29 protein-coding genes and 1 pseudogene are annotated in these 24,691 nt (G+C 64.1%); 16 read left to right on the top strand and 14 right to left on the bottom strand.

The window, feature by feature from the left end; all coding sequences use genetic code 11:
• Positions 1 to 273 precede the first annotated feature (273 nt).
• From M1D78_RS05540 to M1D78_RS05550, 3 genes are all read right to left on the bottom strand, one after another.
• Positions 274 to 924 (bottom strand): DUF4198 domain-containing protein, encoded by a 651-nt coding sequence (locus tag M1D78_RS05540; RefSeq protein ID WP_437420195.1) that lies wholly within the window; start codon positions 922 to 924, stop codon positions 274 to 276.
• Between the two features lie 306 nt (positions 925 to 1,230).
• Complete coding sequence (locus M1D78_RS05545; protein ID WP_437420194.1) at positions 1,231 to 1,803, bottom strand: cytochrome b; 573 nt, start codon at positions 1,801 to 1,803, stop codon at positions 1,231 to 1,233.
• 67 nt (positions 1,804 to 1,870) lie between these two features.
• Positions 1,871 to 2,830 (bottom strand): ribonuclease Z, encoded by a 960-nt coding sequence (locus M1D78_RS05550; protein WP_437420193.1) that lies wholly within the window; start codon positions 2,828 to 2,830, stop codon positions 1,871 to 1,873.
• Positions 2,831 to 3,046: 216 nt separating this feature from the next.
• Between M1D78_RS05550 and M1D78_RS05555 the strand changes: the two genes are divergently transcribed.
• The 3 genes from M1D78_RS05555 to M1D78_RS05565 all read left to right on the top strand — a co-directional run bounded on the left by M1D78_RS05555 (position 3,047) and on the right by M1D78_RS05565 (position 4,869).
• Entirely contained in the window at positions 3,047 to 3,829 is a 783-nt protein-coding gene (locus tag M1D78_RS05555) for a sulfite exporter TauE/SafE family protein (RefSeq protein ID WP_437420192.1), read from the top strand.
• A gap of 56 nt (positions 3,830 to 3,885) precedes the next feature.
• Positions 3,886 to 4,623: a Mut7-C RNAse domain-containing protein gene (locus M1D78_RS05560; RefSeq protein ID WP_437420191.1), complete on the top strand. Its 738-nt coding sequence runs from the start codon at positions 3,886 to 3,888 to the stop codon at positions 4,621 to 4,623.
• A 69-nt stretch (positions 4,624 to 4,692) separates the two neighbouring features.
• Positions 4,693 to 4,869: a hypothetical protein gene (locus M1D78_RS05565; protein WP_437420190.1), complete on the top strand. Its 177-nt coding sequence runs from the start codon at positions 4,693 to 4,695 to the stop codon at positions 4,867 to 4,869.
• A gap of 25 nt (positions 4,870 to 4,894) precedes the next feature.
• On the opposite strand, the gene M1D78_RS05570 is transcribed toward M1D78_RS05565, so the two are convergent.
• Together M1D78_RS05570 and M1D78_RS05575 are read right to left on the bottom strand one after the other, a co-directional pair.
• Positions 4,895 to 6,058 carry a DUF1624 domain-containing protein gene (locus M1D78_RS05570; protein WP_437420189.1) on the bottom strand — a complete coding sequence of 388 codons (1,164 nt, stop codon included), beginning with the start codon at positions 6,056 to 6,058 and terminating at the stop codon, positions 4,895 to 4,897.
• Positions 6,059 to 6,274: 216 nt separating this feature from the next.
• Positions 6,275 to 6,700 (bottom strand): VOC family protein, encoded by a 426-nt coding sequence (locus M1D78_RS05575; RefSeq protein ID WP_437420188.1) that lies wholly within the window; start codon positions 6,698 to 6,700, stop codon positions 6,275 to 6,277.
• Positions 6,701 to 6,990: 290 nt separating this feature from the next.
• On the opposite strand from M1D78_RS05575, the gene M1D78_RS05580 reads away from it, so the two are divergent.
• The 3 genes from M1D78_RS05580 (at position 6,991) to M1D78_RS05590 (ending at position 8,919) form a co-directional block, all read left to right on the top strand.
• The gene (locus M1D78_RS05580; RefSeq protein WP_437420187.1) at positions 6,991 to 7,521 is read left to right on the top strand and encodes a DUF3455 domain-containing protein; all 531 of its coding nucleotides are present in this window, start codon (positions 6,991 to 6,993) and stop codon (positions 7,519 to 7,521) included.
• A gap of 112 nt (positions 7,522 to 7,633) precedes the next feature.
• On the top strand, positions 7,634 to 8,194 hold the full coding sequence (locus tag M1D78_RS05585; protein WP_437420186.1) for a sigma-70 family RNA polymerase sigma factor: 561 nt from the start codon (positions 7,634 to 7,636) through the stop codon (positions 8,192 to 8,194).
• A complete protein-coding gene (locus M1D78_RS05590; RefSeq protein ID WP_437420185.1) occupies positions 8,191 to 8,919 on the top strand; it encodes an anti-sigma factor in 729 nt (242 codons plus the stop codon). The genes M1D78_RS05585 and M1D78_RS05590 overlap by 4 nt, the downstream gene beginning before the upstream one ends.
• A gap of 4 nt (positions 8,920 to 8,923) precedes the next feature.
• On the opposite strand, the gene M1D78_RS05595 is transcribed toward M1D78_RS05590, so the two are convergent.
• From M1D78_RS05595 to ccoN, 3 genes are all read right to left on the bottom strand, one after another.
• Positions 8,924 to 9,628 carry a glutathione S-transferase N-terminal domain-containing protein gene (locus M1D78_RS05595; protein WP_437420184.1) on the bottom strand — a complete coding sequence of 235 codons (705 nt, stop codon included), beginning with the start codon at positions 9,626 to 9,628 and terminating at the stop codon, positions 8,924 to 8,926.
• A 123-nt stretch (positions 9,629 to 9,751) separates the two neighbouring features.
• The gene (locus tag M1D78_RS05600; protein WP_437420183.1) at positions 9,752 to 9,967 is read right to left on the bottom strand and encodes a hypothetical protein; all 216 of its coding nucleotides are present in this window, start codon (positions 9,965 to 9,967) and stop codon (positions 9,752 to 9,754) included.
• 3 nt (positions 9,968 to 9,970) lie between these two features.
• Positions 9,971 to 11,419, bottom strand: a complete 1,449-nt coding sequence (ccoN, locus tag M1D78_RS05605) for a cytochrome-c oxidase, cbb3-type subunit I (protein ID WP_437420182.1) — start codon at positions 11,417 to 11,419, stop codon at positions 9,971 to 9,973.
• 345 nt (positions 11,420 to 11,764) lie between these two features.
• Between ccoN and M1D78_RS05610 the strand changes: the two genes are divergently transcribed.
• From M1D78_RS05610 to M1D78_RS05630, 5 genes are all read left to right on the top strand, one after another.
• Positions 11,765 to 12,202, top strand: a complete 438-nt coding sequence (locus tag M1D78_RS05610; protein WP_437420181.1) for a DUF6306 domain-containing protein — start codon at positions 11,765 to 11,767, stop codon at positions 12,200 to 12,202.
• A gap of 80 nt (positions 12,203 to 12,282) precedes the next feature.
• On the top strand, positions 12,283 to 12,726 hold the full coding sequence (locus M1D78_RS05615; protein WP_437420180.1) for an HIT family protein: 444 nt from the start codon (positions 12,283 to 12,285) through the stop codon (positions 12,724 to 12,726).
• A 75-nt stretch (positions 12,727 to 12,801) separates the two neighbouring features.
• Positions 12,802 to 13,800, top strand: coding sequence for an ABC transporter substrate-binding protein (locus M1D78_RS05620; protein WP_437420179.1), 999 nt, complete (start codon positions 12,802 to 12,804; stop codon positions 13,798 to 13,800).
• Complete coding sequence (locus M1D78_RS05625) at positions 13,797 to 14,567, top strand: ABC transporter permease (RefSeq protein ID WP_437420178.1); 771 nt, start codon at positions 13,797 to 13,799, stop codon at positions 14,565 to 14,567. Before M1D78_RS05620 ends, M1D78_RS05625 begins: the two co-directional genes overlap by 4 nt.
• A complete protein-coding gene (locus M1D78_RS05630) occupies positions 14,551 to 15,198 on the top strand; it encodes an ATP-binding cassette domain-containing protein (protein ID WP_437420177.1) in 648 nt (215 codons plus the stop codon). Before M1D78_RS05625 ends, M1D78_RS05630 begins: the two co-directional genes overlap by 17 nt.
• Here the strand turns inward: M1D78_RS05630 and M1D78_RS05635 are convergent.
• Both M1D78_RS05635 and M1D78_RS05640 read right to left on the bottom strand, forming a co-directional pair.
• Complete coding sequence (locus tag M1D78_RS05635) at positions 15,195 to 16,460, bottom strand: DUF445 domain-containing protein (protein WP_437420176.1); 1,266 nt, start codon at positions 16,458 to 16,460, stop codon at positions 15,195 to 15,197. The genes M1D78_RS05630 and M1D78_RS05635 overlap by 4 nt on opposite strands.
• Before the next feature lie 105 nt (positions 16,461 to 16,565).
• The gene (locus tag M1D78_RS05640) at positions 16,566 to 16,961 is read right to left on the bottom strand and encodes a hypothetical protein (RefSeq protein WP_437420175.1); all 396 of its coding nucleotides are present in this window, start codon (positions 16,959 to 16,961) and stop codon (positions 16,566 to 16,568) included.
• Between the two features lie 164 nt (positions 16,962 to 17,125).
• On the opposite strand from M1D78_RS05640, the gene M1D78_RS05645 reads away from it, so the two are divergent.
• The 4 genes from M1D78_RS05645 (at position 17,126) to M1D78_RS05660 (ending at position 19,267) form a co-directional block, all read left to right on the top strand.
• Positions 17,126 to 17,287, top strand: a complete 162-nt coding sequence (locus M1D78_RS05645) for a hypothetical protein (RefSeq protein ID WP_437420174.1) — start codon at positions 17,126 to 17,128, stop codon at positions 17,285 to 17,287.
• A 45-nt stretch (positions 17,288 to 17,332) separates the two neighbouring features.
• Positions 17,333 to 17,545, top strand: coding sequence for a hypothetical protein (locus M1D78_RS05650; protein WP_437420173.1), 213 nt, complete (start codon positions 17,333 to 17,335; stop codon positions 17,543 to 17,545).
• A gap of 88 nt (positions 17,546 to 17,633) precedes the next feature.
• Complete coding sequence (locus M1D78_RS05655; RefSeq protein ID WP_437420172.1) at positions 17,634 to 18,062, top strand: 3-isopropylmalate dehydratase; 429 nt, start codon at positions 17,634 to 17,636, stop codon at positions 18,060 to 18,062.
• 212 nt (positions 18,063 to 18,274) lie between these two features.
• Positions 18,275 to 19,267 carry an alpha/beta fold hydrolase gene (locus M1D78_RS05660; protein ID WP_437420389.1) on the top strand — a complete coding sequence of 331 codons (993 nt, stop codon included), beginning with the start codon at positions 18,275 to 18,277 and terminating at the stop codon, positions 19,265 to 19,267.
• Positions 19,268 to 19,280: 13 nt separating this feature from the next.
• Here the strand turns inward: M1D78_RS05660 and M1D78_RS05665 are convergent.
• The 3 genes and pseudogenes from M1D78_RS05665 to M1D78_RS05675 form a co-directional block, all read right to left on the bottom strand.
• Positions 19,281 to 19,574, bottom strand: a pseudogene (locus tag M1D78_RS05665) (response regulator); the annotation flags it as partial.
• Positions 19,519 to 20,496, bottom strand: a complete 978-nt coding sequence (locus tag M1D78_RS05670; protein ID WP_457933580.1) for a hypothetical protein — start codon at positions 20,494 to 20,496, stop codon at positions 19,519 to 19,521. The gene M1D78_RS05670 and the pseudogene M1D78_RS05665, both read right to left, overlap by 56 nt.
• Positions 20,497 to 20,817: 321 nt before the next feature.
• A complete protein-coding gene (locus M1D78_RS05675; protein ID WP_437420170.1) occupies positions 20,818 to 22,656 on the bottom strand; it encodes an SLC13 family permease in 1,839 nt (612 codons plus the stop codon).
• A 177-nt stretch (positions 22,657 to 22,833) separates the two neighbouring features.
• Between M1D78_RS05675 and M1D78_RS05680 the strand changes: the two genes are divergently transcribed.
• Entirely contained in the window at positions 22,834 to 23,733 is a 900-nt protein-coding gene (locus M1D78_RS05680; protein WP_437420169.1) for an alpha/beta hydrolase family protein, read from the top strand.
• 16 nt (positions 23,734 to 23,749) lie between these two features.
• On the opposite strand, the gene M1D78_RS05685 is transcribed toward M1D78_RS05680, so the two are convergent.
• A complete protein-coding gene (locus tag M1D78_RS05685; RefSeq protein ID WP_437420168.1) occupies positions 23,750 to 24,640 on the bottom strand; it encodes an alpha/beta hydrolase in 891 nt (296 codons plus the stop codon).
• Between the last annotated feature and the right edge of the window lie 51 nt (positions 24,641 to 24,691).

The following is a 24,691-nucleotide window of genomic DNA, read 5'->3' on the forward strand; positions in this document are numbered from 1 at the left end:
TGACCGCGGTTCGCCAGCGAGCTTGCTTTAGATCAGCGCGCCGGCGTTCAGCGGTTCGCCAGCAAGCTGGCGCCTACCAAAGAGCGGGGCCGGGCACGAGATACCCGGTGTGGGAGTAATTTCTACCTGCAGCCTGGGCCGCTGCGATGAAAGGGGGCCGGCAGCGTCCGCTCCTATGGATCCTAATGAAAAAGGCTTCGGCGCTGGGCGATGGGCAACCGCGCGGGGTCGCCCACTGTGCGCATGCCATGTATCGGCTTCAGGCGGGCCGTGTTACTGAACGTCGAAGGTTGTGGTAGTGCCGTAATACAGCCTATCGACGGCCTTGCCAGCGACCTTTTGTCCGTTGGCCGGCGCCTCATGGCCGCTTGCGACGATATAGCGGCCAGCGCCGCCGACCGGCACCGCGACCTGGCCGTTGGCGTCGGTCTTGAGTTCCTTGGCCTGGTTGTCCGGCGTGATCAGCATGACGTCGTTTTGCGCTACGGGCTCACCCTTGAACAGCAGAGTGAAGCGGTCGGCGCCCGCTTCCACTGGCACCAATTCGAAATCCATGCCCGGCTTGGTTTCGGTGCGGCCATGGCGGGCATGCATCAGGGCAGCCGTCATGCCGCCCTGGTCGTTCTTCCAAGGCTCCCAGACCTGATCATTGATGGCGCGTACATCACCGGTTCCGTCGAGGCGGGCTTCCAGATGATCGTCATGCACGCTGAGCGGGGCCGAGCCTGCCGACTGGCCGCCGAGCAGCCGGGTGGTAGGGGCGAGTGCTGCGATGGTCTCGCCGCGCTCGAGTACATCTTGGTCCGGTTCGCCGAGGTAGAGCTTGACGGGGCCGTTGCCGTCGCGCTCGAGCCAGAGTTCGTGAGCAGAAGCGGGCAGGGCGATTGCGCCGAGAAGCAGGGCACAGGCAAGGGGCTTGAGCATGGTCGTTCCTTGTTTGATGAGTCGGGTTGAGCCGAGTGGCCGGTGGAGGGCGGGCCGCCCCTCACGGCGCGAACGGGATGCTGACGAAGCGGCGTGCAGCCTGGAATGCACCGCACGGCCAGGCGCCTGGCTTGCAGCATCGACCGGAAGACTAAGTTCCTGAGAATGCCTTGTAAACGAGAATATATCTCGATTTAGAGATATTTGAATGCCCATGTTTCGACGGGAACGGAGAGGACACTGCTCGATTCCCGTCGGGCGGAGTGGCTTGGCTATGCTCGTTTGCGCATCGGTCAGCTTCAGAAGCTATTTCGAGCGGGCCGGCGCTGCCTGCCGATTACCCAGCATCCGCGCCAGAACATCCTCATCGTTAGGGCGACGGCGATGGGCTACGACCATAGCCACATGGCCGACCACTAGTACTAGCAGAAGCCAGCCCAGCCAGCTATGCAGCACGCCAGGCGCGGTCATCCAGTCGATGGGGCCGTTGTCGAAGCCGGCCATCAGTGGAATGCCGAACGGCTCGAATGCCCGGCCCGAGCCGTATTGGCGCAGCAGGCCAATGGCCGGGACGATGAGCATCAGCGCATACAGTGCCAGGTGGCCGAGTGTAGCCATGGCGCTGAGCGAGGCGGGGCGGTGGCCCCGGTTGTAGAGCGACCAAAGCCCACGTAACACCACGAGCCCGATCAATAGCAGGCCGACAACTTTATGGGTGCCCCAGAGAAAGCCCTCGATGGCCGTGTCTTCGAGCAGCAGGTGAGCCAGTGCCGTCGCGAATTGCCAGGCAAGGATCGCGGCCATGCTCCAATGGAAGAATCGGCTCAGTGTGCCGTAGCGAGCCGGGCTGTCGTGCAGTTGCCTTTTGTGGGCGCTCATCAGGGGTGCCTCAGGTAATGGTTTGGGTGAAGCCTATCCGCTCTAGGACGGGCCTTCAACGCCATCGTCAGCTTGCGACGTTCAGTTTGCCGTTCACGTCGAGGTGCAGCCGCAGCATGTCTTCGGCCAGGATCAAATTCCCGGCGTAATAACGGTTGGCCTCGGCCCGGATGTCTTCGATCGACAGGCCTCGCCCGGGAGAGCTCTGATAACGCGCGCTGAAATGCGTGAGCACCAAGTTCGGCAGCGCGAGTTGCTCCGCGAAGCGGGCCACCTGGGCGGCCGTGCTGTGGCCGAATTCGGCCTTGCCGGCTTCGGCGATGGCCTGGGTGTACGTTGCCTCATGCACCAGAACGTGCGCGCCCTGGCAGGCATCGCTCAGCAGCGCCGGGCAGTCGTTGTCGCCGGCGATCACTACGCGACGCGGCGTGCGCGTCGGCTGCAGGTAAGCCTCGCTGTGCAGCGTCGCTCCCTCGTGAATCACGTCTAGGCCACGCGCCAGCTGGCCCCATAGCGGACCTCGGGGGATGCCGTCGCGCTCCAGCCGCTCGATGTCGAGCCGCGGGTCGGGGCGTGCCTCGGTGAAGCTGAAGCCCCAGCTCGGCACGCGGTGGGACAGTGAAGCAGCCGACACGATCACCTGGGCGTTGCGCCAGCCCTGAAAGGTCTCGGTGGCGTGAAAGCGCAGCTCGTACGGCAAACCGCTCAGGCTCATCTCGAGCGTGGCGCGCACCCAGCCCTCGATAGCGGCAGGCGCGATGATGTCCAGCGGCGCCTCCCGGCGTGCCATCCCTGCGCTGGCGAGCAGGCCGGGCAGGCCATAACAGTGATCGCCGTGCACGTGGGTGATGCAGATCGCTCGCAGGCCATGCAGCGTCAATGGCGTGCGCAGCAATTGATGCTGCGTCGCTTCGCCACAGTCGACGAGATACCAGCCCTTGCCGCTGCCTTCGAGCAGCGCGACGCCACTGACGTTGCGTGCCCGCGTAGGGGTGCCGGACGAGGTACCGAGAAAAAGCAGATCCACGTATGTATTCCCGTGTCGATCGAATGCCAGCATGGTCCTGCCTCGCCGTCCTGTCTGCAACTCAGGTTCTGGGTAAGCAAGGCGTCAGGCGGAATCGGGATCGCATATATCTTTTCGGTACTAAGAAAGCACGAACTTATATTAAGGATTGCTAGTCGATCCCGTTATGCTGCGCGTCATCGACATGGCCCTAGCGGCCTTCAGGTGGTGTGCGCGATGGAAATAACTGTTCTCGGCTTTGTAGTGGCGGGCCTGCTGGTGGGCTTCATCGTCGGCATGACCGGCGTAGGCGGCGGTTCGTTGATGACGCCGATCCTGCTCTGGTTCGGTGTCAATCCGGCGGCGGCAGTCGGCACCGACTTGCTCTACGCAGCGATCACCAAGGCGGGCGGCGTCTGGGTGCATCAGAAGAACCGCAACATCGATTGGTCGATCACTGGCTGGCTGGCCCTCGGCAGCGTGCCGGCCGCCGCGCTGACGCTCTGGCTGCTCAAGGGTTTGCATTCGGACCAGGAGACCCTGAACGCCATCATCAAGCAGTCGCTGGGCGTGGTGTTGGTGCTGACGGCCGCGGCGGTGCTGTTCAAGAAGCGCTTGCTTGCGTTCGCCGCGCGGCTCTCCGGGCCGACACCGCGCCTCTCGCCGCGCGGCCTGAATGCGCTGACGGTGGCGGTGGGTGTCATCCTTGGGGCAGTGGTGACCCTGACCTCGATTGGCGCCGGCGCCCTGGGAACAGTGGCGCTGTTCTTCCTCTATCCCTTGCTCGCGACCAGGCGCCTAGTGGGCACCGAAATCGCACACGCCGTGCCGCTGACACTGGTTGCCGGCCTCGGCCACGCCAGCATGGGCAACATGGACTGGACCATTCTGACCTACCTGCTGATCGGCTCGCTGCCGGGTATCTACCTGGGCAGCAACCTCTCAGGGCGTGTCCCGGATGCCGTGCTGCGCCCTTGCCTGGCGATCATGCTCGCCACGATCGGCTATAAATTGATCTGATCAAGGCCCTACAGGAGCAGACATGCCGCGCGGCGGCGCGGCGGTCAGGCTGCCCGATGACGCACGCAACATTCCGCTTCTATGCAAGGCTGAACGCCTTCCTTCCCGCCGAGCGCCGCGGCCAGGCTCTGCATTGCCGCTGCGCCCGCGACGCCACCACCAAACATATGATCGAAGCCCTCGGCGTGCCGCACACCGAGGTGGCCCTGGTGCTGATCGACGGTGAGCCAGTCGGGCTCGAGCGGCTAATAGAAGACGGCGACCGCGTCGCTGTCTATCCGCGCTTCGAGCGACTGGACCTCGGCGTGTTTCAGCCGCCAAGGCCGGACGGGCAACCCCGTTTCGTGGCCGACGCCCACCTCGGTGGGCTGGCGCGGCTGCTGCGTATGGCCGGCTTCGATACGCTCTACGACAACGGCTTCGAAGATGCCGCGATGGCCGACCAGGCCAATCGCGAAGGGCGCATCCTGCTGACCCGTGACCGTGCGCTGCTGATGCGCCGCGTGGTCCGCTACGGTTGCTACGTGCATGCGCAGCGGCCGGCCGATCAGTTTCGCGAACTCTACTCTCGGTTGGACCTGGCCACGCACATGGCGCCCTTCAGCCTGTGCCTGGCCTGTAATCGGCCGCTGCACGCCGTGGACAAGCAGCAGGTGTGGGCGCGCTTGCCCGAGCGTGTACGGCAGCGGCATGACCGCTTTCAGGGCTGCGATGGTTGCGGCGGGCTGTTCTGGGAGGGCTCGCACTGGCAAGACATGCGGGCGATGCTCGCGACCCTGACGAATAGCACCTGAGCGAGCCGAACCACCAGGGGCCACGTCGGGTCTGGGTACTATCGACCGCTGCTCACCGGAGCCTTCGGCATGCGCTCACGCAGATATCCCTACCTGATGTCCGCCGTACCGATGCTCGCCACGGGCCTGGCATGCGTCGCCATCGGTCTTTCGACCGAGGCGGAAACCTTCGTTTGGATGGCGCCTGGCTTCTTACTGCCGGGCTTGTTCCTCGCGGTACTCGGCGCAAGCGGGCGGGTGCGCTGAATGACGCGCGGCCTGGTTCGGTTGGCTAGAGGTATTTAAGCCAGCCGATATCCCGCCGCCGCGCCTTCAACTCGGCGAACCAGCGCACCGCCGGGAAGAGCACCACCGCCAGTATCAGGGTGCTGATCCACAGCGGCCACACCGCGTCGAAGCCGAAGTGCGTACCACGATTAAGGCCCCAGACCGCCACCGCGGCGATGTACAGCAGCTTCAGCACGTACAGGTGAAGCAGATAGAAAAACATCGGGGCTGCGCCTAAGACGGTGAGCGGGCGTATCCAGCGCTGTGCCTGACTGCGCTCGAAGGCCCTTAACAGCAACAAGCCGCAACCGAGCGTGAGGCAGAGGAACAGCAACGAGGGCGGGTACTTGGTGATATTGAGCAGACTCATCAGCGTGCGCAGGCCATCCTCGCCGCCACTCCAGGGCTGCTCGCCATAGCCATTGACCAGTCGCAGGGCGACGAATGCCAGTAATGCGGCGAGGCCGGCATTCACCAGATAGTGCTGACGCTGGACCGAATCGGTGCCTCGAGCGAACCAGGGGCCGGCGGCATAGCCCAGCGCAATCACTCCGATCCAGGGCAACAGCGGATAGGAGGTGCGCAGACGCAGGTTATCGGACAGTTCGATCCACCCTCGGTCATGCAGGATCGCCCATGGCACATGCAGGGCCGATTCCTCGGCGAACTGCAGGGGGTCGAGCAGGTTGTGGCCGGCGATGATCACCAGACCAAGCGTTGCGAGCATTGGCCGAGGCAGCCAGAGCAATGCGGCGAGGGCAAGCATGCTCAAGCCAATCGCCCAGATCACCTGCAGGTAGATGACGCCTGGCGGAAATTGAAACGTCCAGGCGAAATTCACCAGCGTGAACTCCAGCACCACGAGAAACAGCCCCCGCTTGAGCAAAAAGCTCGACACTGCGGCGCGCCCGGTTTGCTTCTCGCCGTAGAGAAAGGCAGAGAGCCCGGTGAGAAAGATGAACACCGGGGCACAGAGGTGCGCCAGGGTCCGGCTGAAGAACAGTGCCGGCTCGGTGACGCTGACGTCCATCGGGTCGGGTACCTGCATGTGCAGCAGAAAGGTTTCGCGAACGTGGTCGAGCAACATGAACAGGATGACCAGCCCGCGAAGCGCGTCGATGGATTGCAGACGTGTCGCGGAGGGCGTTGTAGCAGCTGGGGCGGGCATGGATCACTCGAAGCGGGGCTTGCGGGACGTGCGCACGGAGTGGCGCAACGCGTTGGGCGCGATACGTTATAACAAAAGCGGCCCGGCGACCAACAGAGCGTGGCTGCGCGCTTGGCGGCTGCATCGATCCCGAGCGCGTGGCCAGGCGTTGCCCAGCCACGCAACTGACCCATGACCCGCTCAGCCAGGTCATGGCGACGTCGTTGGAGGAACGCTTTACGTCGGCTCGCAGTTGACCATCCACGACACGCCAAAGCGGTCGACCAGCATGCCGAAGCGTTCGGCCCAGAACGTTTTCTCCAACGGCATGATGACCTGGCCGCCCGCAGCGAGGCCGTCGAATACACGTTCGCTCTCGGCGATGGTTTCGGGATGCAATGAGATGGAGCAGCCCTTGATGCCTTCGTACGACCCGCCGCCACAGGCCGGATCGCCCGGCATGGTGTCCGAGGCCATCAGCCGGACGTCACCGAGCGTCAGGCACACGTGCATGATCCGTTCGCGGTGTTCGGCCGGGAAATGCTCTGACTCCGGCGCCTGGGCAAAGGTCATCATTTCCAGATCACCGCCCAGCACGTGCTGGTAGAACGTAAAGGCGTCGCGCGCCTGGCCATCGAACGTAAGGTAAGGGGTGATTTTCATGCAGGGCTCCTTGAGCGTGAGGTGAGGTTAGGCCTTGTCTGTATAGCCTGCGGAGAGGATTCCCGCCGGTAGTGCGGTGGCGGCACGGGTTCCGTCCAATCGCTAGTCGAATGCGGTGGGTGCGGATCGACATTGCCCGTCGGAGCGCTCGGGGTTTCACCGACTTGTTTGTAGAGGATTCGGCGTCCCAAATTTTTTTCATACACCGTGCATCCGTTCCGGCGTCTGGCGGGTAGTACCGGTAGCGGCCACCTCGCCGCTCAACCCGATCACTACCCGGAGACACAAAAATGGACGCGAAAAATATTCTCTGCCTGACCGGTCTGACACTGGCCCTCGGATGCTCTGCCAGCGCCTTCGCTCAAATGAACGTACCTGAAGCCGTGCGCGTACCGGACGGGCACAGGGTCGCGATGGAGACGGTCGGCGTCGGCCAGATCACTTACGAGTGCCAAGCCAAGACGGACATGCCCGGTCAGATGGCGTGGGTATTCATGGGGCCCAAGGCAGCGCTCAACGACCGCAGCGGCAAGCAGGTCGGCACCTATTACGGCCCGCCCGCCACATGGGAATCGATGGATGGCTCCAAGGTGACCGGGACTCAGGTCGCTGTCGCGCCGGCTGGCGAGGGCAACATCCCGCACCAGTTGGTCAAGGCCAATCCCGCTGAAGGCAAGGGCGCGATGACCGGCGTGACCTACATCCAGCGTGTGGCGACCAAGGGCGGCGTAGCGCCGGAAAAGGCGTGCGCAGCGGCCAACGAGGGCGAGCGTCAGGTCGTCGATTACCAGGCCGACTATCTGTTCTGGGCGAGCAAGTGAGTAAAGCGCAGCGGGTGAAAAGCTGCTCGATATGAGCGCTGATCGCCTCTATGCTCTGACTCCCCGGCATGCATGCGCCGGGGGTGTCGATAACCAGCCAATGGCAGATTCCGTGTCGCAATCCCCCTTGTTCGATTACGAAGCGGCACTGCGCGCCTGCGCGCGTGGCGATCGCTCAGCGCTGCAGCATCTTTACGAGCAGGAGAGCCCGCGCCTGCTCGGCGTAGTGCAGCGCATCGTGCGCGACCTGGCCCTGGCTGAAGACATCGTCCATGACGCCTTCATCCGCATCTGGAACAAGGCCGGGACATACGATCAGACGCGTGGCTCGGCCCGCGGCTGGATTTTTAGCCTGACCCGCCATCTGGCCTTGAACGCAGTACGCAACAATGCCCGCCACGTCCAGATGGAACCGGACGAGGAGGGCGACATCGAGCACACAGCCCTCGATGGCTGGCAAGAACAGACCGACGCCTTCGATTGGCGGGTAAACCCCGGCAGGATCGAAGCCTGTCTCGAACAACTCGAACCGGTGCGCCGCAATTGCGTGTTTCACGCTTACGTCGACGGCTATTCGCATCAGGAAATTGCCCAGCGCCTGGGTGCGCCACTGGGCACGGTGAAAGCCTGGATCCGCCGCAGCCTGACCGCCCTTCGTGAGTGCATCGGATGAACAACGAACCCAATGATTCGCACGAGACCCTGCACGAGCTTGCCGGTGAATATGTGCTTGGCACCCTCGATGCGGTAGACCGTGAGGCGGTCGAAACGCGCCTGGCCGTCGAGCCTAAACTGCAAGCAGCGGTCGACTACTGGGAGGCGCGGCTGCATCACCTGACCGACCTGGTCGAACCAGAGACACCTTCGCCGCGTTTGTGGAATCGCATTCAACGCACCCTGGACGAAGCGAATCGTCAGGCTGTTCCGGTAGCACCAGCGCGCCGGTCGAGCTGGTGGGACAGCTTGTCGTTGTGGCGCGGTTTTGCTGCGGCTGGCATGGCCGCTACGTTGGTACTTGGGGCCTTGCTGGTGACGCGCATTCCGCCAGACCCCTCGCCGACCTGGCTCGTGGTGCTCGCTGCCCCGCAGGACCTGTCACCGGGTTGGGTGGTGCAGGCCAGCAATCGAACGCAGGAGATCGAGCTGATTCCGTTGGGCGTCACCGAGTTGCCGCCGGATAAAGCCCTGCAGCTCTGGACCAAGGCCGAAGGCTGGCAGGCACCTGTCTCCCTCGGGCTGGTCAAGCCGGGTGAGCCGGTAAGGATTCGGCTCGACGATCTGCCGCCGTTGCAGCCCAACCAGCTGTTCGAACTGACGCTGGAACAGCCCACCGGCTCACCGACCGGTCTGCCGACCGGGCCGATCCAGTTCATCGGGCGGGCGGCAAAGGTGATCTGACGGCTCAGCCGCGAGCTGGAATGTTCAATCCCTTGGCCACCGCGGGTCGTGCGACGAAGGCATCCAATACCCGCTGTACGTTGACGAAGCGCTCGAACTCGACCAGCTCGCGTGCCTCGTAGAAACCGACCAGATTGCGCACCCAGGGGAAGGTGGCGATATCGGCGATGCTGTAGCGCCCGCCCATGAGCCAATCGCGGCCTTCGAGGCGCTTTTCCAGCACGCCGAGCAGGCGCTGGGTTTCGGCGAGGTAGCGGTCGCGTGGCCGTTTGTCCTCATAGTCCTTGCCGGCAAATTTGTGGAAGAAGCCGAGCTGGCCGAACATCGGGCCGATGCCGCCCATCTGGAACATCAACCACTGGATCGTTTCGTAGCGAGCGGCAGCATCATCTGGGATGAGCTGGCCCGTCTTCTCCGCCAGGTAGAGCAGGATCGCGCCCGACTCGAACAGTGCCAGAGGTTCGCCACCCGGCCCGTCGGGGTCGAGAATGGCAGGGATCTTGTTGTTCGGATTCAGCGAGAGAAATTCGTCGGACAGCTGGTCTTGAGTCTCGAAGCTCACCAAATGCGGCTCGTACGGCAGGCCGACTTCTTCCAGCATGATCGATACCTTCACGCCGTTCGGCGTTGGCAGCGAGTAGAGCTGCAGGCGGTCAGGATAGCTAGCGGGCCATTTCTGGGTGATGGCGAAGCTGGACAGGTCATGCATGAACAATCTCCGATGGGGTCGGTTGGGTGTGCGTTCTGCCTTCGAAGCGGTAACCGCGGAAGTGGCGCGGCAGGCACACCTGCCCGAGTCTAGCTGGGATGTATTCGTGAAGGCACGTACGCATCAGGCTCTGAATGAGAAGGGTGGTTCCGGCTGTTCAGCAGGGCGCACGACACGCTCGCAGACCAACCCTGTCTCGGCGGCTACACGCCGCGCCGCGTCGGGGTCGTCAGCAAAGGGCAGTAACGCGCTCTGCTCAGCGGCGCGGTCGTCCAGCCTGGTCAGGCTCAGTAGGCCTCCGGACACGCAGATGACGGTAAGGCAGATCAGCAGTCCCATGGTTCAACCCGCCTTTGCCAGGTTAGGAATCGGCGCGTCCTCAGCGGATTGGACAGCGCGCACGGTGCGCCAGGTGTTGTAGGCCATCAGCAGCATGCCGAAGGCGAACAGTCCACCGCCGGTCAGGCGCACGAGATAGCCTGGATGACTGGCTTCGAGCGCTTCGACGAACGAGTAGGTCAGAGTGCCGTCTTCGTTGATCGCCCGCCACATCAGGCCTTGAGTGATGCCGTTGACCCACATCGATGCGATGTAGAGCACGGTGCCGATGGTGCTCAGCCAGAAGTGTGCATTGATCAGGCCGACGCTGTGCATCTGCTCGCGTCCCCAGAGTTTGGGAATCATGTGATACAGCGTACCGATGCTGATCATCGCCACCCAGCCGAGGGCGCCGGCATGCACATGGCCGATAGTCCAATCGGTGTAGTGCGACAGGGCGTTGACCGTCTTGATCGCCATCATCGGCCCTTCGAAGGTCGACATGCCGTAGAAGGCCAGTGACACCACCAGGAAGCGCAGGATCGGGTCGGTGCGCAGCTTATGCCAGGCACCGGAGAGGGTCATCATGCCGTTGATCATGCCACCCCAGCTCGGCGCCAACAGGATGATAGACATCACCATACCGAGACTTTGCGCCCACTCCGGCAGGGCGGTGTAGTGCAGGTGGTGTGGGCCGGCCCAAATGTAGATCGAGATGATCGCCCAGAAATGCACGATCGAAAGGCGATAGGAGTAGATAGGTCGCTCGGCCTGCTTCGGCACGAAGTAATACATCATCCCCAGGAAGCCCACCGACAGGATGAAGCCGACCACGCTATGCCCATACCACCACTGCACCATCGCATCGGTGGCGCCGGAATACAGCGGGTAGGACTTGTACCAGGTCACCGGCACCAGCATGTGATTGATCACATGGACCATCGCCGTGACAATGACGAAGGCGCCGTAGAACCAGTTACCGACGTACACATGGCTGACGCGGCGGCGCGCGATAGTGCCGAAGAACAACCACATGTAAGCGATCCAGACGAGCGTCAGCCAAAGCGCGATGGGCCACTCCATCTCGGCATATTCCTTCGATGTGGTGATGCCCAGCGGATAGCTGACCAGCATCGCGACGATCACCGCCTGCCAACCCCAGAAGACGAAACGCGCCACCCCATCGGAAATGAGCCGCACACGGCTGGTGCGCTGTACCACATATAACGACGTGGCCAGCAGCGCGTTGCCGCCGAAAGCGAAGATCACGAGATTGGTGTGCAAAGGCCGAATGCGCCCGAAGCTGGTCCAGGGCAGGTCGAAATTCAGCTGCGGCCAGACGAGCTGGGCCGCGATGAACACGCCCAGGCCCATCCCGAGGATGCCCCATGTCAGGGTCATCAGGGTGAATTGGCGGACGATGTGGTAGTTGTAGCGCTCGCCGGCGGCGCCGGCTGGAATCACGTCAGGCATGAAGTCACTCGTTGCACGCAAGGAAGAAAGGCGTGCACCCGCCAGATCGCATGGCCTGTTCGAAGCTCTCGAGGCGATCGGGGGTGCAACACAAAGCGGAGCGTGAAACAGTTTGGTGAGCTGCTTGAGTTGTTGCAAAGGAATAATAATGGCCTTTAAGTGCAATAAAATTTATTCAAGTGTTGCGGGAAGCCGGCAATCGCCGCAATACGGCGACTCATCCAGCTGGTTGAAATCAAAAACATTGCTGTTGGGCGGCACTAACTTTCATTTCCGCATCGCTGCGCCGCGCCACTAGGATTAGGGCGAGGCGCCTCCCGGCGCGCATGGCAGAGGAGAGTCGATATGACGTCACAGAGCTTGGGTATGGAGCGGCAGCAACTGGTCGAAGCGCTGGACGAACTGCTCAGCGCCGAGCGAGCGGGCGCGCTGGTCGCCAGCGCCAGCCTCGACGAAGCCACGAGCGATGTGCAGCGTAGCGTGCTGGCGCAGGTACACCGTGGCGAGGCGGATAGCTGCCGGCGCCTGCGCAATTGCCTGCAATTGCTCGACGTGGAGCCGGGTCATGAGCGGGGCGCCTTCTACGAAAAGTGCATGGCCATTCCGGATATCGGCGAGCGGCTGGCGCTGGTGGACCGTGGGCAGAAGTGGGTCATCCGCAAGCTTGAAGCGCTGCTCGAGCAGGTCACCCATGCGCCGATCCGCGACGAGCTCGAAGCCGTGTTGCGGACACACGAAATCAACAGCGAAGACTACGCCGCCCAGGCCGACGCCCTGCGCTAAACCCCGCGGCTTCAGCATCCTTGGCGCGGGCGGCCGTTCCCGTTATGGTCGGGGCTTTCCGCCTGCCTTGGAGAGTCCCCGTGTCGCTGACTACGCCTTACGATCCGCAGAACATTTTCGCCCAGATCATTCGCGGCGATGCGCCCTGCTACAAGCTCTACGAGGACGAAGACGTCCTGGCGTTTCTCGATCTCTTTCCACAGTCTTACGGGCATACCTTGGTCATTCCCAAGCGCTCAGCGGCCTGTAACATCCTCGACGTCGACACCGAGGCGCTGAGCAAGGTCATGACGGTGGTGCAGCGGCTAACGCGTGTCATCGTCGATGAACTGCAGCCCGATGGCGTGCAGATCGCCCAATTCAACGGCACGCCCGCCGGGCAAACGGTGTTTCACATCCATGTGCATATCGTGCCGCGGTATTCGGACCAGGGGTTGGGCGCGCACGCCTCGGGCAAGGCCGACCCGCAAGCGCTGGAGCAACTGCAGGCGCGTCTAATCGAGCGCATCGCCGGGCAGGCCTGAACCGCGACCATCGCAGCAAGCGGCAGGCACCAAAGTACTATTCGTGCTGGCCTGAGCGCTTCGTACCCTGCAGGCATGAAGCCTGCTACCTGCTTTTTTGTCCGACTCACGAGCCGCGCCTTGCGCGCGGTGTCGCTCATGTTCGCCACGGTGCTGCTTCTGGCCGTGTCCGCGGTGCGAGCGGCGGAGCCGTTGCCAGTGCTGCGCCTGAGCGTGCTGCAGTTCGGCACGCCGCACTGGGAGCTAGAGCATCTCAAGCGCGAAGGACTGGACGTCGCCAATGGCTTCCGGCTCGAGTTGCGGCTTGTCGCCGACCTGCCTGCTTCGCGTCTCGCCCTTGGTAGCGGCAGCGTGGACGGCGCGGTCAGCGACCTGCTCTGGGCGCAGGCTCGCTACGAGGCCGGCACGGCTTTCCGCTATGTCCCGTTTTCCTCGCAGATTGGCGAAGTGCTGGTCCCCGAGGGCAGCGCCATTGACGGCCCGTCCGACCTACGCGGCAAGCGCATCGGCGTAGCCGGCGGGCCGGACGGGCTCGGCTGGTTGCTGCTGAAGCGTCTGGCCGCACGCGAAGGCATCGACCTTGCCACGGAGGCTGAGGTGCAGTACGCCGCGCCGCCGCTGCTCAATGAAGTGTTGCGGCGCGGTCAAGTCGATGCGCTGGTGACGTTCTGGCATTTTTCCGCGCGGTTGCGCGGCGAGGGCGGGGCGCGGACGGCTTTTAGGCTGGCCGATCTCGTCGGCGACCTGGGGCTGAGCCGCGATCTCCCCGTGCTGGGCTACCTCATTCCAGACGATTGGGCTGCGGCTCACCCGGCCGTGCTGCACGGTTTTACCCGGGCGATACGCCAGGCCAAGGCGCAGCTGCGTGACGATCCGGCTGCCTGGCAAAGCATTCGAATGCTGATGCGTGCGGAGGATGACGCGGTATTCGCCGCGCTGCGAAACAGTTTCGTCGAAGGCATTCCGGGCCTGCTCGATGAGGCGCGGGTCGCCGATCTACACCGGCTGCTGCGTTTGACCGGCAGCCCGCCGGAAGGACTGATGCCCGCCTCGCTGTTCCAGGATGCGCCATGAACACGCCGCGCTGGGCCTGTCTGATCGCGCTGCCGCTGGCCGTGCTGGTCTGGACAGTGACGGCGCACTTCATTGCCAGCCCGCTATTGCCTGGGCCGATGGCGGTGCTGGATACCTTCTGGCGCGCAGTGCAGAGCGGCGAGCTGCCACACCATCTGCTGGTTACCCTGCGTCGGGTCCTGGTCGCCTTCGTCCTTGCGATGGCGTTAGGCGCAACGCTCGGTGTCTGGATGGGGCGCTCGCGGTTGGCAAACGCTGTGCTCGATCCGCTGCTGGTGCTATTTCTCAACCTGCCAGCGCTGGTCACGATCATCCTGTTGTACGTCTGGTTCGGGTTAGTAGAAGCCGCGGCGGTGCTGGCAGTGGTGGTCAACAAGGTGCCCAATGTCGCTGTGACGCTACGCGAAGGCGCACGCAACCTGGACCCCCGGCTCGAACAGATGGCGCAGGTATACGGATTCAGCCGCTGGGGCCGGCTGACTGAGGTGTGGCTGCCACAGTTGTTTCCCTATGCCATGGCGGCGACTCGCGGCGGACTGGCGCTGATCTGGAAGATCGTGCTGGTGGTCGAGCTGCTGGGGCGGTCCGATGGCATCGGCTTCCAGTTGCATATGGCGTTCCAGGTCTTCGACGTGGCGGGCATCCTGGCCTACAGCCTGGCGTTCATCGCAGTGGTACAGCTCATCGAGTTGGCCGTGTTGCAGCCGCTGGAGCGGCGCGCATCGGCCTGGCGCCAAGTGGGGTTGCAGCATGCTTCTGCGCCTTGACGGCACATCGGCCGCGCATCCGTTGCTCGGTACGCTCGACGTGAAGGTACACCCGGGCGATCGCATCTGCCTGCTCGGGCCTTCAGGCATCGGCAAGACGACCTTGCTCAACGCCATCGCCGGGCTCGACCCTCTGTTACGCCCGCAGAGCGCCACGCGAAGGGTCGGCTATCTGTTTCAGGAGCACCGCCTGTTGCCGTGGCGTACGGTTCGCCAGAACCTGGAGCTGGTGGGTGCGACCGGGGCGGAGATAGATTGCCTGCTCATGGAAGTCGCCCTGGCTGAAGCCGGCAATCGTTTGCCCGACCAACTCTCTCTCGGTATGGCACGGCGCGCAGCGTTGGCCCGCAGCCTGGCGGTGAAACCTGACTTGCTGCTGCTCGACGAACCCTTCGCTTCGCTGGACCCAGACCGGGCAGCCGAGCTGCGTGCACTGATCCTCCGGCTGCTAGCAGCGCACCCGGAGATGGCGATGATTTGTGTGACCCATGATGCAGGTGATGCCGACCAGCTGGCCAACCGGCTCTGGTATCTGGACGGGCGGCCCGCGACTCTGCAATGGGATCGACCGCTAGTGCCCGGCACCAGTGCCAGCCGCATCAGCGAACAGCTGCGCTTGCTCAGCACCTAGCCCATCGCGAATTGCGTCAATGCATGTAGCACCAGCCCGACGAGCCCACCGACCAGCGTTCCGTTGATGCGGATGTATTGCAGGTCCTTGCCGACGCTCTGTTCCATCTGCTCGACCAGCTCGCGGCTTTCCCAGTGCTCAACGCGCTGGGCGATGTATTTTCCGATCTGTCCACGGTAGCGCTCGAGCAAGTCGGGTGCGGCGCGCATCAGCCGCTCGTTGATCCACAGGCGCATCGAGGCGTCCATGGCCAGCGAGTCGCCGAGCCCCTGGGTCAACCGCTCGATGCGCCGGCCGATGCGTGATTCCGGGCTGTCCAGGTCGCTTTCGAGCCAACCGGTCAGCTCTTGCCACAGTGACTGCAGGTAATCGGTGGTCGCGGGATGCTCGAGCAGTTGGGCGACGATGCGTTCGACTTCTAGCCGGTAGCTCGGGTCGTGCTTGAGCCGCTCGATGTAGAGCGCGACGTGTTCGTCGAAGCGCTCGCGCAACGGGTGCTCCGGGTCGTTGGCAATCTCGGCGATGACGGCCGAAACGCCGTCCACGAACTTGTTCGCCGACCAACCGCCGACCGCTTTGCCAAGGCCTAAGTAGCGCAGCGTATGCACCTCAGCAGTGATCGCGTCGGCCACCAGCGCGCGAGTATCGTCGTCCTGCAGCAGGGCGTCGAGCTTGATCAACGCCTCGTCGAGCATGGCCTGGTGCTTACCCTGGCGAGTGAGCATCTCCAGAATCTGGCCGCACACGGGGGCGAGGTCGATCTTGCGCACGCGGTCGATCAGTTTGGCCTGGACGAAGCCCTGCACGCGCTCGTCGTGCAACGACTCGGCGCCGAAGCGGGCTACGGCGGTGAGCTGCCGGCCTACCGCGGCGGCGTTATTCGGGTGGCGCAACCAGCCGGCGAGGCGCCCGCCGATATCCAGCGCTTCGAGTTTGGCCAGCACCAGCGGCGTGGAAAGGAAATGCGTGGTGATAAAGGCGGACAGGTTCTGCCCGATGCGCGCCTTGCTGCGTGGAATGATGGCCGTATGGGGAATAGGCAGGCCCAACGGGTGCCGGAAGAGGGCAGTGACAGCGAACCAGTCGGCGATCGCACCGACCATCGCCGCCTCGGCAAAGGAGGCGAGGTAACCCCACCCTGGATGGCGGTGTTCCAGCGCGGTCGCGATGACGTAGAGCAGGGCGGCGAGCAGCAGCAGGAGGCCGGCGACCGCCTTCATGCGGGAAACCGGTGTTTGCCAGCGACGTTGCACAGGGTTCATGCGACTCCTCGTGGCGTGGCGAAGGGGCATCAGGCTCCGGAGGACGACGGGCCTGCCCTACAGCAGACCCGCCAGGAGCGGTGCCGGTTCGGCGCCGCGGGTGGATCAGTCCTCGCCATCGTCCTCTTCGCGCAACAGCACATAGCTGCCATCGTCCAAGCGTTCGCAGACGTAGAACATGGCAATGGTGCCGTCATGCTCGGTGACCGCCGCGTAGTCGTCCGCCTCGACGGTGAAATAACCCTTCGAATCGGACCCTGCTTCGCTGGCGAATACGGCTGTGAAAAACGCGTCTTCAGGCATGCCATCGAAATAGTCGGCACGTTGCTTGGCGTCCCATTCCTGTGGCGCTTCGAATTGGCCGTTGATGATTACGCGGGCGTCGCCCATGTCGCGCTCTTCGCCGTCCGGGTCGGTTTCATGCGCTCGGTAGATCGTGCAATCCAGTGCATCCGGGTGAGCGAGAATGGTCTCGCGCGAGAAATATTCGGTGGCAGGCATGGGGTCGGCTCCGGTGCGGTGGGGAATGGCGGCAGTGTGGTGGAGTCGGGGGGCTGCTGCAATCGCAACTTCACAGGTGGTCGCCTCCCATCAGGAGCAGTGAACATCGCGTTGACCAGGCCGCTCCAATATCGCGAACCCACCCGATAAATAGTGAGGTCTCGATGAGCATCGAACCGGAGCCAAACGAGGACCAAGCCGCACAGGACCTGCCTGATGTCACTATGACCGACGCCGGTGAAAAGGAGCCTGGTGAGGATCCTGATTTCGATGACAGCGAGCTGGACGGCCCGAGCGAAAATCGCGGTCAACGCTCCCCCGATTGAGTCGCCGGCAAGCGTTACGTCGGTCAGCCCATCAAGGAGGCATTCATGGAAACCTATCAGGCTCAGCCCACCCCGATGGGGTGGGAATTGGTCGATCAGCAATCGAGCGAAACCATCCTGCGCACCCTTACCAAGGATGAAATGCTTAACGAACTCGACCGTTTCATGGCCGGCCGGACGGCTACGGTAGCAGTGCTCGATCGCAGTGGCGCCGTTGAAGAAGAGCGCCCCTATCCGGGTAGCCACCACCAGCTGTGAAAATGCACCTGGCATAACAGGCGACGCACGGACGGCCGCGAAACCTGTCATAAGATGACCGCTTCGCTTATCGCCCGGAGACCGCCACATGCGCTCGATATTCACCGTCCTGATTCTGCTGGCCCTGGCTGGCTGCTCGTCTTGGCAAGCCGACCCGGAAGAGATCAATCCCGTTCCGGAAGACCGCCTGCGCGGCTATCAAGCGCCTGTCGAGAACGGTGGCGAGGTGGTAGTGACCCGTGACCTGGGGCTGCGCGGCGGTGGCTGTTATGTCGCGGTGATGATCGATCGCAAGATCGCGGCGCGCATCCATGTAGGCGAACAGGTGCGCCTGCAGGTCCCGGCGGGTATGCGCATCGTCAGCATTGAATCCGATCCCGAGGACGACACCCTCTGCGGCATGGGCAACCTCCTGCGCGAGCGCGCAGCGAAGGTCGAGCCGGGGCAGACGTTGCATTACCGCATCAGCGCGGACAACAGGGTCGGTTTCGACATTCAGCCAGTCGACGCACCCTGAGGGTGGGCGGCTGAATCACGTCGATACATATTCACGAACCCAATCACGGAGCTAAGCACAACGGTTGCCCCACTAAGGTGAGCGGTAACCGTTGTGCTTGAGCCTCCCGCGGCCTGTCATGCGTGGCACGAGCGGCTAGCACGACGCCTCTTGCAACCCTCGGCCAATGCGCCGCTGAACAGGAGCCACTCGTGAAGAAAACCTTTGTTGCCGTGTCGTTCGCCACTGCAATTGCGATCGCTACACCGCTCAATGCCCAACAGCAGCCAACGTTTGGGCCGCAACTTCAAGGCTTCGACTATCCCTTCCCGATTCAACGTTTCGAGTTTTCATCCCAACAGAAAGAGCTGTCGATGGGTTACCTGGACGTCAAGCCGAAAGGCCAGGCGAATGGCCGTACGCTGGTGCTGCTTCACGGAAAGAACTTCTGCGCCGCGACCTGGGAACAGAGCATCCGGGTGCTGAGTGAGGCAGGCTACCGCGTCATTGCACCGGACCAGGTCGGCTTCTGCAGCTCGACCAAACCACGCGGCTACCAATTCAGTTTCGCCCAGCTGGCGCACAACACGCGTGCCCTGTTGCAGTCGCTGGACCTGGAGCGGGTCACTCTGGTCGGCCATTCAATGGGCGGCATGCTTGCTTCGCGAGTGGCGCTCAATTATCCGCAGGTCGTCGAGCAGCTCGTTCTGGTCAACCCCATCGGACTGGAAGACTGGCAGGCCGAAGGTGTGCCTTACGCTGACATCGATCAGCTCTACCAGGGCGAGTTAAAGACCGATTTCGAGAAGATCAAGGCGTACCAACGCAAGTTCTACTACAACGGGGATTGGAAGTCGGAGTACGACCGCTGGGTAACCATGCTGGCCGGGATGTACGCAGGCGAGGGCAAGGAGATCGTGGCCTGGAATCAGGCGCAGACGTCCGAAATGGTGTTCACGCAGCCTGTGGTCCACGAATTCGATCGGTTGAGCGTACCCACGCTGCTGTTGATCGGCGGGAAGGACCGCACGGCCCCCGGTGCCAACCGTGCCCCGGAGGCGGTGGCCGAACGCCTGGGCAACTATCCGGAGCTGGGCCGGCAGGCCGCGGCGCGCATCCCGCGGGCGACATTGGTGCCATTTCCCGAGCTCGGTCATTCGCCGCAGGTCGAGGCGCCTGAGGTGTTTCATGCAGCCTTGTTAAAGGAGCTCGACGACCTCCGGTGACTTAGGCAACAGCTTACCCGCCGCGAATCAGGTCCTGAATCCGCACGGCCAGTTCGTCCATCACGAACGGCTTGGTCATGACGTGCATGTTCTCCGCGAGGTGCCCGTCGCCAACGATGCTGGTATCGGCATACCCCGTGATGAAGAGGACCTTCAGATCTGGCCGGGCGACACGCGCGGCGTCGGCCATCTGCCGGCCGTTCATCCCGCCCGGCAGGCCGACATCGCTGACCAGCAGGTCGACCCGCGCGTCAGACTCCAGCACCCTCAACCCCGAGGGCCCATCTGCGGCTTCGAGGGCGGCGTAGTTCGTGAATATGCGTGCCAGAGTCGGGCAGGTAGTGCTGCCCGGCCGCGCTGGCAGTGCCCGGCACGGTCCAGTCGCCATCTACCATCAAGGTCAGGCGGTCGGCATCGACCACGCCATAGCCGGCTCGGCTGGCCTGCAGCGTGCGTCCGAGAATCTCGGCAGTGGTTGCTGCCATTTCGGCGATGTCCTGCATGTCGCGCAGCCGATCGCTCAGTTCCAGCAGGCCGTTGCGGCGGCCCTCGGCTTCGTGGCTGTCGGTGACCTCGCGGAACAGGGTGGAGAATTTGTCGTCCTCGAACCGGTGGGTGCGCCCTTCGTACCAGCGTCCGCGGCTGCCGATCACCCGCGAAAAGGTCGCCGGAATGCCGGTGTCGACCACCGCCGCCGTTTCCTCGATCCAGTGCGGGTCGCTGTCGAACAACTGGCGGTAGGTCCGCAACCTGGCCAGGGCCGGGTCTATCTCGACGATTTCGCCCCAGGCGGCGTTGACATGCAGGTAGCGCAGGTCGATCACGCGGCCCTCGGCGTCGCGGATCACCTCGCCAAGTACCAGCCCTTCCTCAAGGTTCTCGAACAGGCCGCGCCAGTGGGACTCGCTGCGCGCCAGCGCGAGCTCGGCGCGGCGGCGGTCGGAGATGTCGTTGAACAGGATCGCCACCCGGTGCTCGCCGGGGGCACCGATCCGTAGGGCCTGCACGTCGTACCAGCGGCCGAAGGGGACTGCGGCGTTCTCGAAGCGCTCGGCCACTCCGGTCAAGGCGACGCGACCATAGGTGTCGAACCAGTGCCGTTCGAGATCCGGGGCAATCTCACTGACCCATTTGCCTTGCGAGCCATACAGGCCGGTCAGCCGCTCGAAGGCGGCATTGCCCTCGACGATGCGGTAATCCACGGCGCGGTTGTTGGCGTCGAAGCGCATCTGGACGATGCAGAACCCAGTGTCGATGGCGCCCAGCAGGGTGCGGTAATGCGACTGGTCGGTGGGCGAGCCTTCGGTGGTCAGGCTGGCATCGACCGGCGCGGTGCCAAGCTGCGCACGCAGCTGAGCGACCTCGTCTTCAAGCGCGCGGGCGTAACGCCTGAGCTGTTCTGCTTCTGGTTGACTCACTGATCGGCAGGCCTTCTCGGTTACTGGACGAATGAGGGCGCGTCGGGGCGGCTCCAGGGGCTATGCATCCCTTCACTATGGGCATTGCCGAGCCTGAACAGTTTCTTCGGCCTGATCGCCGGAGATGACCGGCTAGAGCGGCCAGATCCAGAGGATGGCCGGCACCGCGACCAGAATGACCAGGATCGACAGCGGCAGCCCGAGCCGCCAGTAGTCGCCGAATCGGTAGCCCCCCGGCGCCATGACCAGCGTGTTGGACTGGTGGCCGATCGGCGTGAGGAACGCGCAGGACGCGCCGATCGCGACCGCCATCAGCAGCGGGTCAGCAGAGGCGTCCATGCCGCGTGACAGGCTGATCGCGACCGGCGCGGCCAACACCGCCGCGGCGGCATTGTTGACTACGTTCGACAGCAGCATCACGCCACCCATGAGAATCGCCACCGTGGCCGCGGGTGGAGCGGACTGGCCGAGCGCGAGCAAGCCGTCCGCGATCACCCGCGAGCCGCCGCTGCTCTCGAGCGCCTCACCAATCGGCAGCATCGCCGCAATCAGCACGATGATGGACATGTCGATGCTTTTGTAGATATCGCCCGGCGGCACCAGCCCGACCAGCACCATCACCAGGGCACCGGACACCAGAGCAACCGCCGCTGGCAGCACGCCGAAGGCGATCAGCAGCAACGCTGCGGCGAACAGGCTGCTCGCCAGCACGACCTTACGTGGCGCGGTAATGCGCAGCCCGCGCGAGGCCAGGGGCAGGCAGCCAAGGGCATTCAGGGTCGTTTGCAATTGGTCTTCGCGAGCCTGCACCAAGAGGATGTCACCGGCGGCGAAACGGATCCGGCTCAGGCGCTGATTCAGGCGTTGCCCCTGGCGCGCCACGGCGAGGATGTTCACCCCGTGCCGCTCACGCAGCGCCATGCCCGTCGCGGTGGTTCCCACGAGGGAGGACTGCGGCGTGATGATGGCTTCAGCGAGGGCGCGCTCCTTCGACTTTCCATCCGACTCGGCGGGTGCGTCTTCGCCGTTCTTCTGCGCATTCTTGCGTTCGCGCGCCAGCTCGCGCGCCTCTTCCTTGCCATCCGCATCGGCCGCCAGCTCCAGCTTGGTGGAGTCGATGAAGGCCTTGAGGCTGTCCGAGTCGGTCTCGACGAGCAGGATGTCGCCGTCGCGCAGGACCTCATACATCGAGGGCATGCCGATCTGCCGGGTTTCGCGCACCAGTGCGGTGACCAGCACATCGTCCTCGCCGCTGGCGGTCATGAGGTCATGCAAGGTGCGGCCAATGAACTTGCTGCCTTCGGGCAGCTTCAGTTCGGTGAGGTAGGCATTGATCTCGAACAGTTGCCCCTCATCGGCGCGCTCGCGACGCGGCGTCAGCCGCCATAACAGGCCGATGAACAGGACGCCGGCGAGGGTGATGGCCAAGCCCACTGGGAGGAAGTCGAACATCCCGAACGGCGCCTCGGCGACGTCGCGGCGGTAGCCCGCGACGATGATGTTCGGCGGCGTGCCGATCAGTGTCAGCGTGCCCCCCAGCAACGAACCGAACGCCAGCGGCATCAACAGGAACGAGGGCGAGCGGCCTCCCTGGTGGGCCATCCATACGGCAACGGGCATGAACAGCGCGAGCGCGCCGACGTTGTTCATGAAGCCCGAGCAGAGCGCGACGAGCCCCGTCAGCGTCAGCACCTGTACCCAAGCGCGCTCGCCGACGCCGGTCAGGTGCCGCGCCATGGCATCGACCACGCCGGCATTGAGCAACCCGCGGCTGAGTACCAGCACCGCGGCGACAGTGATCACCGCCGGATGCCCAAGGCCCATGAATGCCTCCTCGACGGGTACGACGCCCAGCAAGGTTGCGGCCAGCAGGGCACCGAGCGCGACGATGTCGTAGCGCCAGCGGTTCCAGATGAACAGCCCGAGGGTCGCGGCCAGGAGGACGAATACGATCAGCTGGTCGCTCTGCATGAGGACTCCAAATGGTTGCACGGCGCGGCGGCCGCGCAGGAAATGCCGCCAAGGCGCCCGAGCTTAGCAAGCGGGCTGCGCGCCGACGACGCCTGGGTGACCCCATGACGATCCCAGGCTGGCCAAACGCAGCGGCCGAAGGCATGGTGGGCAGACGATTCCCCTGCACGGTGAACCATGCCCGAGTCCGTCACACTCGTCTGTCGAGACGGCTATCCGCTTGCAGCATGCTGCTGGGCGCCGCCCCGTCCGGCCCGCGGGGCGGTCATCCTGAGCTGCGCGACAGGCGTGCTGGCGCGGTACTACGCTCGGTACGCGACCTTCCTCTGCGAGCAAGGCTACCGGGTACTGACCTATGACTACCGAGGCATCGGCGGCTCGCGGCCGGCCAGCCTGCGCGGTGCGCAAATTCGCTGGCGGGACTGGGGCGAGCTGGACTTCGACGCGGCGGTGCGTTGGATGCGTGAGCGTGAACCGGCCGGCCCTCTGGTGGCGGTCGGGCATAGCATCGGCGGCTTCCTGCCGGGGTTCGCCGAGGCGGCCACCGGCGTAGACCGCTACCTGAGCGTCGGCGCCCAGTACGCCTACTGGCGCGATTACGCGAGGCAGCACCGCTTGCGGATGTTCGTCCGATGGCACCTGTGCATGCCAGCCATCACGGCGCTGTGGGGCTACTTTCCCGGGCGTCGCCTTGGCTGGCTGGAAGACCTGCCTGCGGGGGTCGCTTGGGAATGGGCGTTTCGGCGCGCCCGGCTCGAACAGAGTTATCCGGCGCACGAGCGGGAAGAGGTGCTTCGCCGCTTCGCTGCCGTGCGTGCTCCGATGCTGGCAGTGAGCTTGAGTGACGATGAGTACGGCACGCTGCCGGCCATCGAGCGCGGCTTGCACTACTACCGAAACAGCCCGCGCGAGCATGCTCGTCTCACCCCAGCGATGCTCGGCCAGGCGCAGGTCGGGCACTTCGATCTGTTCCGTGAGCGCTACCGCGACAGTTTCTGGCAGGCCAGCCTGGAATGGATCGAGTCCGGTCGAAACCCCTGGCCTAGCACGGCTCGCTTCGCTCCCGCGCAGCCCTGATGCGGCGCCGGTGCCTTCAGCCGGCCCTGTCGGTCGGTGCCTCGAGCAGCTCGTCCAGCGCCTGCCGGTATTCGCGACGGCCGATGCGCATGCTGTTATTGTGCGTGCCGCCTTCGATCAGTAGCAGGCGTTTCGGCGGCTTGGCCGCTTCGAACAAGGCCTCGCTGAAGCGCGCCGGCACGTAAGGGTCCGCGGTGCCGTGGACGATCAGCACCGGCATCCGTACCTGGCCGATTTTGTCGATGGAATCGAAGCGTTGCGACACCAGCCAGCGCACCGGCCAGGGCGTGTCGGCGACTTCGGTGGCGATGTCGCCGAGGTTGGTGAACGTCGATTCGATGATCAGTGCGCGGGCCCCGTCGGCATCCTCGGTTTTGCTCAGCTCGGTCGCGAGGTCGACGGCTACGGCGCCACCGAGCGAGTGGCCGTAGATGAGCCGCTTGCGCGCGTCAGGCTGGCGCTTCTTGAGCTCAGTCCAAGCGATGCGGGCGTCCTCGTACACCGTGGCCTCGGAGGGTAAACCGCCCAGGCTCTTGCCGAAGCCCCGGTAGTCGATCGCCAGCACCGCGAAGCCCAGCGAACGAATCTGCTCGAGGCGAAACAGATGGCCGGTGAGGTTCCAGCGCGACCCGTGCAGGTACAAAAGGGCAGGGGCGTCGGCCTGCTCGGCCGGCCACCACCAGGCATGGATGCTCTGGTCGTCGCCGAAGGCTGGCGCCGTCAGCTCCAGTTCCTCGACGCCGCTGGGCAAGCCGCTGAACCAGCGCGCCGTGCCCGGCTCGATGCGAAATACCAGTTCGCGCTCCTTCTGTTCGAGCAGCGAGCAGCCCACGGGCAGCGCAGCCAGGATCAGGGCGACGCAGCTCGCGGCGAACAGACGCGCCCGGCTACGGAAGAATCGTGACATGAGTCCTGCTTCCTTGTTCACACCGGCGACATTGAGCGACCCGGCCGACCA

Source organism: Pseudomonas sp. SA195, from assembly GCF_054131565.1.

Coding starts and splice junctions, on each gene's coding strand:
- M1D78_RS05540 (WP_437420195.1), bottom strand. CDS start 924: ATGCTCAAGCCCCTTGCCTGTGCCCTGCTTCTCGGCGCAATCGCCCTG.
- M1D78_RS05545 (WP_437420194.1), bottom strand. CDS start 1,803: ATGAGCGCCCACAAAAGGCAACTGCACGACAGCCCGGCTCGCTACGGC.
- M1D78_RS05555 (WP_437420192.1), top strand. CDS start 3,047: ATGGAAATAACTGTTCTCGGCTTTGTAGTGGCGGGCCTGCTGGTGGGC.
- M1D78_RS05560 (WP_437420191.1), top strand. CDS start 3,886: ATGACGCACGCAACATTCCGCTTCTATGCAAGGCTGAACGCCTTCCTT.
- M1D78_RS05565 (WP_437420190.1), top strand. CDS start 4,693: ATGCGCTCACGCAGATATCCCTACCTGATGTCCGCCGTACCGATGCTC.
- M1D78_RS05570 (WP_437420189.1), bottom strand. CDS start 6,058: ATGCCCGCCCCAGCTGCTACAACGCCCTCCGCGACACGTCTGCAATCC.
- M1D78_RS05575 (WP_437420188.1), bottom strand. CDS start 6,700: ATGAAAATCACCCCTTACCTTACGTTCGATGGCCAGGCGCGCGACGCC.
- M1D78_RS05580 (WP_437420187.1), top strand. CDS start 6,991: ATGGACGCGAAAAATATTCTCTGCCTGACCGGTCTGACACTGGCCCTC.
- M1D78_RS05590 (WP_437420185.1), top strand. CDS start 8,191: ATGAACAACGAACCCAATGATTCGCACGAGACCCTGCACGAGCTTGCC.
- M1D78_RS05595 (WP_437420184.1), bottom strand. CDS start 9,628: ATGCATGACCTGTCCAGCTTCGCCATCACCCAGAAATGGCCCGCTAGC.
- M1D78_RS05600 (WP_437420183.1), bottom strand. CDS start 9,967: ATGGGACTGCTGATCTGCCTTACCGTCATCTGCGTGTCCGGAGGCCTA.
- ccoN (WP_437420182.1), bottom strand. CDS start 11,419: ATGCCTGACGTGATTCCAGCCGGCGCCGCCGGCGAGCGCTACAACTAC.
- M1D78_RS05610 (WP_437420181.1), top strand. CDS start 11,765: ATGACGTCACAGAGCTTGGGTATGGAGCGGCAGCAACTGGTCGAAGCG.
- M1D78_RS05620 (WP_437420179.1), top strand. CDS start 12,802: ATGAAGCCTGCTACCTGCTTTTTTGTCCGACTCACGAGCCGCGCCTTG.
- M1D78_RS05625 (WP_437420178.1), top strand. CDS start 13,797: ATGAACACGCCGCGCTGGGCCTGTCTGATCGCGCTGCCGCTGGCCGTG.
- M1D78_RS05630 (WP_437420177.1), top strand. CDS start 14,551: ATGCTTCTGCGCCTTGACGGCACATCGGCCGCGCATCCGTTGCTCGGT.
- M1D78_RS05635 (WP_437420176.1), bottom strand. CDS start 16,460: ATGAACCCTGTGCAACGTCGCTGGCAAACACCGGTTTCCCGCATGAAG.
- M1D78_RS05640 (WP_437420175.1), bottom strand. CDS start 16,961: ATGCCTGCCACCGAATATTTCTCGCGCGAGACCATTCTCGCTCACCCG.
- M1D78_RS05645 (WP_437420174.1), top strand. CDS start 17,126: ATGAGCATCGAACCGGAGCCAAACGAGGACCAAGCCGCACAGGACCTG.
- M1D78_RS05650 (WP_437420173.1), top strand. CDS start 17,333: ATGGAAACCTATCAGGCTCAGCCCACCCCGATGGGGTGGGAATTGGTC.
- M1D78_RS05655 (WP_437420172.1), top strand. CDS start 17,634: ATGCGCTCGATATTCACCGTCCTGATTCTGCTGGCCCTGGCTGGCTGC.
- M1D78_RS05670 (WP_457933580.1), bottom strand. CDS start 20,496: ATGCGCTTCGACGCCAACAACCGCGCCGTGGATTACCGCATCGTCGAG.
- M1D78_RS05675 (WP_437420170.1), bottom strand. CDS start 22,656: ATGCAGAGCGACCAGCTGATCGTATTCGTCCTCCTGGCCGCGACCCTC.
- M1D78_RS05680 (WP_437420169.1), top strand. CDS start 22,834: ATGCCCGAGTCCGTCACACTCGTCTGTCGAGACGGCTATCCGCTTGCA.
- M1D78_RS05685 (WP_437420168.1), bottom strand. CDS start 24,640: ATGTCACGATTCTTCCGTAGCCGGGCGCGTCTGTTCGCCGCGAGCTGC.